The sequence below is a fragment of the Microvirga sp. HBU67558 genome, assembly GCF_018069605.1.
Taxonomy (GTDB): domain Bacteria; phylum Pseudomonadota; class Alphaproteobacteria; order Rhizobiales; family Beijerinckiaceae; genus Microvirga; species Microvirga terrae.
This window is the reverse complement of the sequence record NZ_JAGPUP010000557.1, coordinates 58,901-71,552: the sequence shown is the minus strand read 5'-3', so window position 1 is coordinate 71,552 and position 12,652 is coordinate 58,901. Positions and strand designations below refer to the sequence as shown.

The window sequence follows — 12,652 nt, the reverse complement described above, 5'->3', positions numbered from 1 at the left end:
ATGGAAGCGCCCGATCGGAGCTTGGTCGATGCAGGCCACTAGCCGGTGACGTGCCGATGAACGCAACACTTCTCTTCGTCCAGGCTCTGAACGGCCTCCAATTCGGCCTCATCCTCTTTCTCATCGCGGCCGGACTGACCCTGGTGTTCGGCGTGATGGACTTTATCAATCTCGCCCATGGCGTGCAGTACATGGTCGGCGCCTATCTGGTGGCGGCGTTTAGCGCCTGGACCGGGAGCTTCGGCTGGGCGCTGCTCCTCGCCCTGCCCTCCGCGCTAGCCTTCGGCCTTCTGCTCGAAGTGCTGGTCTTCAGGCATCTCTACGATCGCGATCATCTCGACCAGGTGCTCGCGACCTTCGGGGTGATCCTGTTCCTGAACCAGGGCGTGAAGTTCGTCTGGGGCGCAGCCCCCCTGAGCGTCCCCGTTCCCGAACTCTTGTCCGGCTCCATCGAGATCGCGAGCGGCCTTCTCTATCCTGTCTATCGCCTCGCGATCATCGCAGCAGGCCTCGTGGTCGCGGCCCTGCTCTACGCCCTCGTCAACCACACGCGGGTCGGCATGCTCGTGCGCGCCGGCGCCAGCAATGCCGCCATGGTGTCGGCGCTGGGCATCAACATCCAGCGGCTGTTCATGATCGTGTTCGGCTTCGGCGCCATGCTGGCGGGCTTTGCCGGCGCGATGGTGGCGCCGATCCTGTCGGTCGAGCCTGGCATGGGCGACAACATTCTGATCCTCGCCTTCGTGGTCATCGTGATCGGCGGAATCGGGTCGATCCGCGGTGCGTTCCTCGCAGCCCTCCTGATCGGCCTGGTGGATACGGTCGGGCGCAGCTTCGCCCCGAACCTGCTGCGCCTCGTGCTCGATCCCGCGGCCGCAAGCCAGACCGGCCGGGCCATCGCCCCGATGCTGATCTACATCTTCATGGCTGCGGTGCTGTTCTTCCGCCCGTCCGGCCTGTTTCCCGTGAAGCGCTAGGGTGCGTCCATGACCGAACTCGCCGAAACGCACGCCGCTCCCATGCCGTCCCTCAGGCCACGGCTCGAGATCGTTCCCATCCTGCTCTTTGCCGCCTTCGCGGCCGCGCCGCTGCTGGCCATGGCGTCCGGGGCAGAGGGCTATGTCCTGTCTCTGCTCACGCGCGTGATGATCTTCGGCATCGCCGCCATGGCGCTCGACCTCATCCTCGGGTACGGGGCGCTCGTGAGCTTCGGCCACGCGGCCTTCCTCGGCATCGGCGGCTATGCGGTCGGGATCCTCGCCAGCCACGGCATTGAGGATGCCCTCGTGCAGGTTCCCGTCGCGCTTGCGGCCTCCGCGCTCTTCGCCCTGGTCACAGGGGCGATTTCGCTGAGGACCAAGGGTGTCTATTTCATCATGATCACCCTGGCCTTCGGGCAGATGCTGTACTTCCTCGCCACGTCGCTGGCAGCTTACGGCGGCGACGACGGCATGACCCTGTCGTCACGCAGCCTCTTGGCCGGGTCGAGCATCTTGGAGAGCGATTTCGCCTTCTACTGGGTGTGCCTGCTCTGCCTTCTCGGCGCCTATGCGTTCTCGCGCTCGGTCGTCGCGTCGCGGTTCGGCCGCGTCCTGCGCGGCACGCGGGAGAATGCCGTGCGCATGGAAGCGATCGGCTTTCAGCCCTTCCGGTTTCAGCTCATGGCCTATGTGATCAGCGGCATGCTGGCGGGGCTCGCCGGCTGCCTCTTGGCGAACCAGGCGGAGTTCGTCAGCCCCGCCTTCATGACGTGGCAGCGCTCCGGCGAACTGATCTTCATGGTCGTGCTCGGCGGTCTCGGCTCCCTGCATGGCGCCATCGTCGGTGCGGCCGCGTTCCTGCTGCTGGAGGAATTCCTGCCGGAACTCCTGCATGGTCTCAGCTTCTTCCTGAGCGAAGAGGCGCGCGCTCATCTCGCCGAGAACTGGAAGATGGTCTTCGGTCCCCTTCTCATCCTGATCGTGCTGTTCGCCAGAGGCGGGATCATGGGCCTGCTGCGGAGGCCTCGCCATGGCTGATCCCCTGCTCGAAATGCGCCACCTTCGCAAAGCCTATGGCGCTCTCGTCGTCACGGACGACGTCAGCCTCTCCGTTCAGCCCGGCGAGCTGCATGCCATCATCGGGCCCAACGGCGCGGGCAAGACGACGCTGATCCATCAAATTACGGGAACGTTGTCATCCGATTCCGGATCCGTTCTGTTCGCCGGCGAGGACGTAACGGGTCTTTCGATGCCGCAGCGGGTCGGGCGCGGGCTCGCGCGCTCATTCCAGATCACGTCGATCCTGCCGGGCTTCTCCGCTCTCGAGAATGTGGCGTTGGCCGTTCAGGCGCGCGTCGGATCAAGCTTCCGCTTCTTCGGCAACGCGTCGCAGGAGAAGGCCTTGAACGAACCTGCCATGGATTGTCTCGCTCAGGTCGGGCTGGCCGCTCGCGCTCACATTCCCGCGGGCCTGTTGTCCCATGGCGAGAAGCGCCAGCTTGAACTCGCCATCGGGCTCGCCACCGAGCCGAGGCTGCTGCTCCTCGACGAGCCGCTCGCCGGTACGGGCCATGATGAATCCCAGCGCGTGGTCGAGACCCTGCGCCGCCTGAAGAGCCGCCTCACCATCGTGCTGATCGAGCACGACATGGATGCGGTCTTCTCCCTGGCCGACCGCGTCTCCGTGCTCGTCTACGGCCGTGTGATCGCCACCGACACGCCGGAGCGGATCAGGGCGAATCCTGAGGTTCGAGCGGCCTATCTCGGTGAGGAGGAGATGGTCTGATGCTCTCCGTCCGACAGCTTCAGGCGTCCTACGGCGCCGCGCAGGTGCTCTTCGACATTTCTCTCGAGGTGAAGGCCGGCGAGGTGGTGACGCTTCTCGGCCGCAACGGCATGGGCAAGACCACCACCATCCGGTCCATCATGGGCCTGCTCCGCCCCCGGGGCGGCGAGGTGCACTTCGACGGCGCTGCGGTAACGGGCCTCGCGCCCTATCGCATCGCGAAGACCGGCATCGGCCTTGTGCCGGAGGGTCGGCAGATCTTTCCGACACTCACGGTGGAGGAGAACCTCGTTGCAACCGCGTCAGCCCGGCGCGGTGAGCGGCGATGGACCCTCGATGCGGTGTATGATCTCTTCCCGCGCCTGAAGGAGCGCCGGAGCAATCTGGGCACGCAGCTCTCCGGCGGCGAGCAGCAGATGCTGGCCGTCGGCCGAGCGCTCATGACGAACCCCAAGCTGCTCATTCTCGACGAAGCCACCGAAGGGCTCGCGCCTTTGATCCGCGCCGAGATCTGGACGTGCCTCAAGCGCCTCAAGGGCGAACGCCAGTCGATCCTGGTGATCGACAAGAACATCGGCGCCCTGGCGAGCTTCGCCGACCGCCACGTGATCATCGAGAAGGGCCGCTCGGTCTGGACCGGAACGAGCGATGAGCTCATGACCGATCCGAGCCTCAAGGACCGGTATCTCCACGTTTGAGGACCCATTCATGGCGGCCGACGATCTCGACCTCGAAGCCGAGTACAACAACCGGGCGCGCGTTCCCGAGCACCCCGTCCACATCGCCGGCTGGCAGCGGGATTCGGCGGCCTATCGCGACAGCGCCCATTGCGAGCTCGATCTCGCCTACGGCCCCGGGGCTCGCCACCGTCTCGACTTCTTCCACCCACCGGGCGGGGACGCGGGAGGGCCGGTCGTTCTGTACATTCATGGCGGCTACTGGCAGGCGCTCGACAGAACCACATCGAGCCACCTGGCGCGCGGAGCCAACGAACGCGGGCTGACGGTCGCGATCCCGAGCTACACCCTCGCGCCAGCCGCAAGCCTCGCCGAGATCGTGTCCGAGATCGAGGCCGCGGCCGATTTCGTCATGCGGCGCACAGGGCGCCCTCTCGTCGTCAGCGGCCATTCCGCCGGAGGGCACCTGACGGCGTGCCTCATGGCGCGCTCCGGCGGGCTCCGGTTCCCGGTCCGGGCCGCGATGCCCATTTCCGGTCTGTTCGACCTGCCGCCGTTGGTCCCGACGTCGATCAACAGGGCGCTCGGGCTGAGTGTCGAGGAAGCGCACCGCCTGAGCCCATTGGAATGGGACCCGCCCGCGGGCGGCCGTCTCATCGCGGTGGTCGGCGGGGCAGAAAGCGGCGAGTTCCTGCGCCAGTCCCGCGCCATCGTGGATCGCTGGAGTAAAGCGGGCGTTGCGACCCATTATCACGAGGTGCCGGGCGCAAACCATTTCGACGTCATCGCCGGGCTCGCCAACCCAGGCGACCCGCTCGTGGATCTGCTCCTGGAGCTTGCAACCGACGCTTGATCGACCTGCCGGTGGAAACAGGAACCCGCACCGACGTCCGACGTTGCGTTTCTCAGTGAGGCTGACACGGATCGGCTGGTGACGCATGCCTGTCGCGCTGGCATTTCTTTTTCTTCTCGCGATGGCTTGGCCGCAGGCGCTTCGGGCGTCGGAGGACGTCTGGCAGGCACTGCGGCAAGGCGGCACTATCGCGCTCTTTCGACACGCTCGCGCGCCGGGAACCGGTGACCCGCCCAACTTCCGGCTTGAGGATTGCACGACCCAGCGCAATCTCTCGGCAGAGGGGCGCGCCCAGGCACAGGCGATCGGTGCGGCGTTCCGGTCACAGCAGGTTCCTGTCGAGCGGGTTCTCTCGAGCCGCTGGTGCCGAGCGCTCGATACCGCCCGCCTGGCTTTCGGTACCCTGGCGGAGCCTTTCCAGCCGCTGGATTCGTTTTTCGCGGGACAGGACCAAGAGCCGGCAAGGACTCGGGCCGTGCGTCGCACCGTCCAGGAATGGCGCTCCAATGGCGTCCTGGTGCTCGTCACGCATCAGGTCAACATCACAGCCCTCACCGGGATCTTTCCCGGCGAGGGAGAAATGCTCGTCCTCAGGCCGAAGCCCGGCGCCGGATTCGACGTCGTTGGAAGGGTGAAGCTTTAGACGCTATGTGTCCGCCCTCAACTGCTCGACCACACCCTGGCTCATGTAGGGGTGGCCCGCCTCGTTGAGCGCCCGATCCAGAGCCTCGATGGCGACGAGGATTTTCGTGAGTTCCTCGGCCATCTCGATGGAGGGCAGCGGCGCCTCGGAGATCTGACGCGCCATCTCCCTGCGCCGCTTCACGAGGTTTTCGCGTGCAGCATTGAGCTCGCTGATTTCTTCGGACGTCATAGCTTCCTCACGTTCGAGACTGTCTTCATTATAAAGTCGGCCGGGCCGGATCCGTTCACGGCATCGCCGTCTCGGCGTTCCGGGATTGCAGAAGATCATTCATTCTTCAATGGTGTCGAGGAGATCCAGAATCCGCTTGTGACGCTCGTCCGTATACTCGCTCGACGCCGACAAGATGAGGCGTTCCTTGCTCCAGTGCAGCGTCCCTCGAGACTCGTCGATCGCTCTCTGCAGGGAAGGCTTCTGCGACGAGCCGGGCCGAAACGTCAATGCAATCGCCTGAGGTCCCGCATCGATGCGGGCGATCCCCATGCGCCGGCAGAGCTGCCGGATGTTCGCCAGCCTCAGGAGGCTCTCGACCGGATCGGGGATGGGACCGAACCTGTCCTCGATCTCCGCTTCGATCTCGTCGATCGTATCCGATGAGTCGAGACGCGCAAGACGTGCATAGAGACTGATCCTCATCTCGGGATCGTTCACGTATTCGTCGGGAACCGTGCCGGTCATTCCGATGTTCAATTCAGGCGTCCAGTCGTCGTTCAAGGTCTCGCCGCGCAGAGCGTGTTTGAGCATGTGCTGGTAGAGATCGGTGCCGATGAGCTTGACGTGACCCGACTGCTCCTCGCCGAGAAGCGCTCCGGCTCCGCGCTGGTCGAGATCCTGCGCGCTGATGGCGAATCCCGCCCCGAGGCGATCGAGGGCAGTCAGGGTCCGCAATCGCTTCTCCGTCGCTTTCGGAAGATCCTCACCAGGCTCGGTCAGCAGATAGGCCACGCCCCTGATGCGCCCTCGCCCGACGCGACCGCGGAGCTGATGGAGCTGCGCCAGGCCGAAGCGGTCCGCGCGCCACACCAGCATCGTATTGGCGCGGGGAACATCCAGGCCGCTTTCGATGATGTTGGTGGCGAGAAGGACGTCGCCCTCGCCATCGGCGAACCTGACCATCACGTCATCCGTCTCAGACGGATTCATCTGTCCATGGGCAACCATGATCTGCAGTTCGGGAACGAGCTTCGTCAGCCGCTCGCACATCGGATCGATGTCCTCGACCCGGGAGCAGACGACGAAGCTCTGGCCACGGCGGCGGCGCTCGCGCATGAGGGCTTCCCGGACGCTAGCGGGATCGAACGGGGTGAGGAATGTGCGGATCGGTTGCCGACGCGCGGGAGGTGTCGCGATGATGCTCAGTTCCTGCAAGCCGACCAAGGCGGATTGCAACGTCCGGGGTATCGGCGTGGCCGTCAGGGTGAGTACGTGCCCGTCTGCCGCGAGCGTTCTGAGTTTCGCCTTCTGGGCTGCGCCGAAACGCTGCTCCTCGTCGATGATCACAAGGCCGAGGTCCTTGAAAGTGACACCTTTCGCAGCAAGCGCATGAGTGCCGATGACGACGCGGATCGATCCATCCGCCAATCCCTTCTTCACAGCCCGGGCCTCGGCCGGTGCCACGAGGCGGGAGAGATGGGCGACCTCGATCCCCAGGCCGGCAAAGCGCTTTTGGAAGCTGCGCACATGCTGGCGTGCAAGCACGGTCGTGGGCGCGACAACGGCGACCTGCTTACCGGCGAGCGCAACGGCCGCGGCGGCGCGCAGGGCGACCTCTGTCTTGCCGAAACCGACATCACCGCAGACCAGGCGGTCCATCGGCCGACCCGATGACAGATCTTCGAGAACTTCCTCGATAGCGCGGACCTGATCGGCTGTCTCTGAGAATGGAAAGCGGGCGACAAACCGTTCATAATCACGGCTTGGTGGCACGAGCGGCTCCAGTTTCATACCCTTGCGGGCGTCGACCAGCCCCATGATCCGTTCGGCCGTTTCCTTAATCTCCGCTTCGATCGTCTCGCGTCTGCGCGACCATGCATCGCTGTTCAGCTTGTCCAGGGAGATCGAATCCGCCATTGTGCCATAGCGCCAGATGCGATCCATCTCCTTTGCCGGCATCAGGAGCGTCGTGTCGGCCGCGTATTTCAGTCTGACGGCGTCGCTCATGCCGGCATCGCCGGCCGGAATGGTTTCCATCCCCTCGAGCACTCCCATGCCATGATCGATGTGGATGACGGCGTCGCCGATCTGAAAACCGTTGTCCATGAGGCTCGAAGCCGTGGTGCTGGCGTCTCTCTCGATCCCGCTGCTGATGCGGCTGCCCAGGATATCGCCGGCCGTGATCAGCACGATGTCGTCGCGCTCATCGATGAAGCCCTTCCTGATCTCGACCTGCAGGGCGAACCATCCCGCGGGAGGTCCGTCGACGACATCGTCCCAACTCTCGGCAGCCTCGGCACGTCCGATGGATTGAACACGGCGCTTGATCCGGCCAAGATCCGAACGTGCGGCCGCAGCAAGAATGATCTTGCGACCGGCATCCATCTGCGCACGCATGAAGTCGGCCAGATCCTTGGAGGGCCGCGACGCGATCGCGAAGTTCGGCACCGCGACCCGCCGCGTATCGTCCTCGGATGCGGCATGAATGTACGTGACCCGTCGCCGCGACAGCAGGTCCGCCCATTCGTCGTCCTGGACAAAAAGTCGTTCAGGCGAGACAGCCGATCCTTTGGCGCCTCCCTGTCCACGCATGCTCGTCCGATTGTCGTAAGCATCGGCGACCTGCTCCATCACGAGCGGTCGCCTCTCCTCGGCCTTTCCGTCCACGATGACGGTCGCATCCGGCCAGTAGTCGAAGACCGTCTCCAGATGCGGGCAATATTCCGGCAGGAGATGCTCGATCCCGTCGAAACGCTCGACGGATGGATCGCTCCCCTCTGTCTGCGGCAGCACGAGTTCGGAAGCGGGCCCGATCATGAGATGGCCGACCTCCGTTTCGGTGAGTTGGGAAATCGGATCATAGGAGCGGATGGCCACGACGCTTTGTCCGTCGTGCTCGATCCGGTACGGCGAGGAGCGGTCGGCCGGGAACAGATCGATCACCTGTCCTCGGAAAGCCGCCTCGCCCGGCTCGTCCACGCGCTCGTCGAGGATGTAGCCGGCGCGATGAAGATAGTCCTTGAGGGCGTCCGACGACAGCTCCTCGCCGGCCGTGAGGCCGAAGGCGGCCTCATCCACGATGCCGCGCTGCGGCACGCGCTGAAGGGCGGCGGCCGCACTCGTCACCAGGAGACGTGGCTTCGTGCTCGATCCGCTCATGCGCCGGAGCACGGCCATGCGCCGACCCATGATTTCGCGCGAAGGCGAAGCGCGGTCGTAGGGGAGACAATCCCAGGGCGGCAAGAGATCGATGTCGAGATCGGGAGCCAGGCCCCTCATGGCCTGCACCAACAGCTCGGCCCAGCGCTCCCCACCTGCGACATAGATCGCTCCCGCCGGCCCGGCCTCCCTGACCTGCTCGAGCAGGCGGACGGCATGGAGTCCGAGGAGAGATGGCAAGGTAAGGTCGATCCGCCTGATGTCCTCAGAGGGGGCAGGCTTGGCACGCATGGGGCACTCATGTGACGGGGCTCGGGACCGAAGACAACGTTCAGGCGCCGTCCCAGTTGCAGGCACGCCTCCGGCGAGTGGCCCCGACAGCATTTTGTAAACCATCCTTGTCCATAGTCGGAACATGACCTATGGGAATGCAAAACGTCTCTGCCTTGGACTGGCTCTGCTCTCGTGCTCCACCTTCGGGAGCCATGCGGATGCCTTTGCGGCCGCTGAAAATCCAAACCCTTCCGGTCCAATTCAGGCATCGCAAAGCAACCCGGCTCCTCCCGTGGCAGGAACCGATCTGCGGCCGAAAGCAGCACCTGCGGCACCGGTCAAGCCCGCGGAGAAGACCGTGCCCACGCCGGTGATCTCGATCTCGCAGGATCCCCGTCCGACCCTGGACGGGAGCACGTTCATCAATACGATGCGAGCGGCTTGGACCTACAAGCGCATCGCCGAAGCGGGAGGGTGGCCAAATCTGCCTGCGGGCACGGTTCTCAAGGCGGGCGACAAGGGCCCGCTCGTCGCGACCCTGCGGCAGCGGCTCGCCGCGGAGGGCGATCTTCCGGCCGATCTGAGTTCGGGCGCGATCTTCGACTCCGATCTGACCGGGGCGGTGAAGCGCTTCCAGGCCCGTCACGGCCTACCGGAATCCGGAGCGGTCCGGGCACGGACCTTGGATGCGCTGAACGTCCCGGCGCTCGTGCGGCACCGCCAGCTGACCGCCTCCGCACAAAGGCTCGCGGGATCCACGTTTTCGTTCGGCGACCGCTACGTCGTAGTGAACATTCCATCGGCCGCCGTCGAAGCCGTGGAGCGCGGACAGGTCGCCCGGCGCTACGTGGCCATCGCCGGAAAGGTCGACCGTCCCTCGCCGACCGTCGAGACCCGCGTGACGGCCGTCAACGTCAATCCGACATGGACCGTGCCGGTCTCCCTGATCAAGAAGGACATCATCCCCCACGTTCGGAAGGATCCCGGATATCTGGAGAAGATGAAGATCCGCATTCTCGATGCGAAGGGCCAGGAAGTCGACCCCAAGACCCTCGACTGGTCGACGGACAATGCGGTGAACTATACGCTCCGCCAGGATCCCGGCGCGATCAACTCGCTCGGGCAGATCCGCATCGACATGCCCAACAAGCATGCCGTCTACATGCATGACACGCCCAAGAAGCAGCTCTTCGCGCAGGATGCCCGCTTCCATTCCTCAGGCTGCGTCCGCGTGGCCGAAGTCGCCGATTTCGCCGAGTGGCTCTTGCGCGGCACAAACGGTCAGGCTGGCGGGTGGACAAGGGACGCGATCAATACGGCCATATCGAACACGACCCGTCAGGACATCCGGCTCGAGAAGCCGGTTCCCGTCGCCTGGATCTATCTGACCGGCTATGCGACGGCAGACGGCGCCGTGCATTTCCGAGACGACGTCTATGGACTCGACATGGCGAAGAGCGATCCCGTTCTGGAGCCTCAGATCGTCGATGTGCCCGCGACGGCGTCCATCAAGCCCAAGCGTCTCTGATGCGCCTTGGCTAGAGGCTTTTCCGGCGCAGCAGCCGTCCGGATGATGGAACGACTGCGCGGGCCTTGTGCGACTCGAAGGCGGCATCCTGGAACACGTCGATCGCGGCGACGGCCTGTGCCCGCACGGCCGCAATCCAAGCCGGATCGCGCGGCGAAAACCGGTCCGTCGCATGAGCCAGCTGACGGCACCGTTCCTCAACGACGCGACGCGCTTCCCTCAGACGGGGATTCGGGGCTGTAGACCTCGCCAATTCGTCGCAAAATCGGAGCACGTCCTGGGTAAGATTCTCACCCGTGTAGAGTCCCGAATAATGATCGATCATGCTGCGGACGTACCCGAGAGAGTCACGGATCTCCTGCCGCAAAAGTGTCTCGCTGCTCATCGCATCCTTATCCGAAAAGGAGCCGCATTCGCGCCGGGACCGGCGACGATGGGGTATGGCCCAGAGACCTCTAAAAAGTTGTTAGCCCGGTTGCCCCGCCTGCGATTCGACAGGGACCTTGGGTGGTGCCGGGACCGGCGCACCGCTGTTCTGGGTGACCGTCAGGCGGGACGACCACACTCTCTCAAGGAGGGGACCTGCAATAATTCCAGCGACGAACGCGAACGCAGCTACGATCAGGCCAATTCGGCCGCAAAGGCTCAGCACATCCTTGTATGCCATAAACCTTCCTCCCGTCTGCTTTGTTGAAAGAATCCTAAGGGACCTCTCGTTGGGAGCCAAGAGACAAACGCACAGATTGTCGAAACGGCTCCAGCTGGGCAGATGAAAAACAAGGCGGAACGTGAGGAAAATGCGAAGCTTTTCGCCCTCGCGAACCTGTGCATTATTTTTGCGCACGGGCTTCCGAAAGCGGGACAGCGCAACGGATCGTAATATTGTACTGCCGATTTCTGAGATGATCGGCATCCTGTCAGGCGGTTGTCCTAGGGCTGCGATCGCCGTTCGCCGGATCACCCGCTTGAACTCGCTCGGAACATCTGAACATTTCGAGCGCCGTGGGATTGAACACAGGTTCATGGGATACGATGCATGCCGCCCTCCGCCGCATACCGCGCCTCGACGCTCCATCAGGAACTCGGTCCGGACTTCTACGACATCGTTCAGCCGGCGCGGTTCCCGCAGCATGTTCTGCGCTATCGCAACCAGCGCTGGGCCGAGCGGGTCGGGCTCGGATCGCTCGCTGACGAAGAGTGGCTCGACCATTTCGGGCGCTTCGAGCCGCTTCCCGGCAGCTTGCAACAGCCGCTTGCCCTGCGCTACCACGGACACCAATTCCGGACCTACAATCCGCATCTGGGCGACGGACGCGGGTTCCTCTTCGCACAGTTCCACGACGGGCAGGATGGCAGGCTCCTCGACCTCGGCACGAAAGGCAGCGGTCAGACCCCGTGGTCGCGCCATGCGGATGGCCGCCTGACCCTGAAGGGCGGCGTGCGCGAAGTGCTGGCGACCGAAATGCTAGAGGCGCTCGGCGTCGAGACCTCGAAAACCTTCAGCTTGGTGGAAACGGGCGAGGAACTGGAGCGCGGCGACGAACCTTCACCCACACGCTCGTCGGTTCTCGTGCGCCTCAGCCATTCCCATATCCGCATCGGAACGTTCCAGCGGCTGCTGTACCTGGACGACACCGCCAATCTCCGCAAGCTCCTCGACTACACGATCCGGACCTATATGCCGCAAGCATGGCGCGACGAGGAAGCCGGTCGTGCATCGGCGTTCCTGGAAGAGGTCTGCCGGCGCGTGGCCCGCATGGGAGCGCAGTGGATGGCGGCCGGTTTCGTGCACGGCGTTCTCAACACCGACAACATCAACGTCACGGGCGAAAGCTTCGATTATGGTCCGTGGCGTTTCCTCCCCGTCTATGAACCCGGCTTCACGGCCGCTTACTTCGACGAGACCGGTCTCTATGCCTTCGGGCGCCAGCCCGACACGCTGCTGTGGAACCTGTTCCGCCTCGCGGAATGCCTGCTTCCGCTCGCCGAGCAGAGCAGCCTCGAGCAGGCGCTGGGCGCCTTCGAGCCCGCCCTGCACCGGGAGTTCACCGGTGCCGTCATGCGGCGCCTCGGGCTCCAATCGAAAGGCTTCGAGCAGGATGGAGCCTTGGCCAAGGCGTTGTGGACCTTTCTCCATGAGACCAAGGCGCCCTTCGAGCAGACCTTCTTCGATTGGCACGGCGGTCGTGCAAGTGCGGAGCGGGCCGCCGCAAGCCCGTCCGCGAACTTCTACGCACAGACCTCCTTCGAGCCCGTACGCACGGCGCTCGGCACCTTCGACCCGGCACCGGGACTGCGGCTCGACCATCCCTATTTTGCCCGTCCCACGCCCTGCACCATGCTGATCGATGAGGTCGAGGCGCACTGGGCGCCGATTGCCGCGGCGGACGACTGGTCGGCTTTCAGGTCGAAGCTCACCGAGATCCGCGGCATGGCTGAGGCCTACGGAGCAGAATGTCCCGTTCAAGCTTGATCAAACTAAGCCGTATCGCACATTGAGCACTGCTGCCTAGCTCAGCCGTCTCAAGTGTCGACGAACC

General features: G+C 64.4%; 11 protein-coding genes. 8 read left to right on the top strand and 3 right to left on the bottom strand.

Features of this window, described 5'->3' with window-relative positions:
* The first annotated feature begins 56 nt into the window (after positions 1-56).
* The 6 genes from KBI52_RS27390 (at position 57) to KBI52_RS27365 (ending at position 4,939) form a co-directional block, all read left to right on the top strand.
* Positions 57-977, top strand: coding sequence for a branched-chain amino acid ABC transporter permease (locus tag KBI52_RS27390; RefSeq protein ID WP_210812356.1), 921 nt, complete (start codon positions 57-59; stop codon positions 975-977).
* Positions 978-986: 9 nt separating this feature from the next.
* The gene (locus KBI52_RS27385; protein ID WP_210812355.1) at positions 987-2,018 is read left to right on the top strand and encodes a branched-chain amino acid ABC transporter permease; all 1,032 of its coding nucleotides are present in this window, start codon (positions 987-989) and stop codon (positions 2,016-2,018) included.
* A complete protein-coding gene (locus KBI52_RS27380; protein WP_210812354.1) occupies positions 2,011-2,766 on the top strand; it encodes an ABC transporter ATP-binding protein in 756 nt (251 codons plus the stop codon). Before KBI52_RS27385 ends, KBI52_RS27380 begins: the two co-directional genes overlap by 8 nt.
* Positions 2,766-3,464: an ABC transporter ATP-binding protein gene (locus KBI52_RS27375; RefSeq protein WP_173949563.1), complete on the top strand. Its 699-nt coding sequence runs from the start codon at positions 2,766-2,768 to the stop codon at positions 3,462-3,464. Before KBI52_RS27380 ends, KBI52_RS27375 begins: the two co-directional genes overlap by 1 nt.
* A 10-nt stretch (positions 3,465-3,474) precedes the next feature.
* Positions 3,475-4,296 (top strand): alpha/beta hydrolase, encoded by an 822-nt coding sequence (locus KBI52_RS27370; protein WP_210812353.1) that lies wholly within the window; start codon positions 3,475-3,477, stop codon positions 4,294-4,296.
* 85 nt (positions 4,297-4,381) lie between these two features.
* Positions 4,382-4,939 (top strand): histidine phosphatase family protein, encoded by a 558-nt coding sequence (locus KBI52_RS27365; RefSeq protein ID WP_173949565.1) that lies wholly within the window; start codon positions 4,382-4,384, stop codon positions 4,937-4,939.
* 3 nt (positions 4,940-4,942) lie between these two features.
* On the opposite strand, the gene KBI52_RS27360 is transcribed toward KBI52_RS27365, so the two are convergent.
* Both KBI52_RS27360 and mfd read right to left on the bottom strand, forming a co-directional pair.
* The gene (locus KBI52_RS27360) at positions 4,943-5,170 is read right to left on the bottom strand and encodes a hypothetical protein (protein ID WP_173949566.1); all 228 of its coding nucleotides are present in this window, start codon (positions 5,168-5,170) and stop codon (positions 4,943-4,945) included.
* A 99-nt stretch (positions 5,171-5,269) separates the two neighbouring features.
* Entirely contained in the window at positions 5,270-8,602 is a 3,333-nt protein-coding gene (mfd, locus tag KBI52_RS27355) for a transcription-repair coupling factor (protein ID WP_210812352.1), read from the bottom strand.
* A gap of 340 nt (positions 8,603-8,942) precedes the next feature.
* On the opposite strand from mfd, the gene KBI52_RS27350 reads away from it, so the two are divergent.
* Entirely contained in the window at positions 8,943-10,112 is a 1,170-nt protein-coding gene (locus KBI52_RS27350) for a L,D-transpeptidase family protein (protein WP_315974844.1), read from the top strand.
* Positions 10,113-10,122: 10 nt separating this feature from the next.
* On the opposite strand, the gene KBI52_RS27345 is transcribed toward KBI52_RS27350, so the two are convergent.
* The gene (locus tag KBI52_RS27345) at positions 10,123-10,497 is read right to left on the bottom strand and encodes a hypothetical protein (RefSeq protein ID WP_210812350.1); all 375 of its coding nucleotides are present in this window, start codon (positions 10,495-10,497) and stop codon (positions 10,123-10,125) included.
* A gap of 651 nt (positions 10,498-11,148) precedes the next feature.
* Here KBI52_RS27345 and KBI52_RS27340 point away from each other — a divergent pair.
* Positions 11,149-12,585 carry a protein adenylyltransferase SelO gene (locus tag KBI52_RS27340; protein WP_210812349.1) on the top strand — a complete coding sequence of 479 codons (1,437 nt, stop codon included), beginning with the start codon at positions 11,149-11,151 and terminating at the stop codon, positions 12,583-12,585.
* Positions 12,586-12,652: the final 67 nt, after the last annotated feature.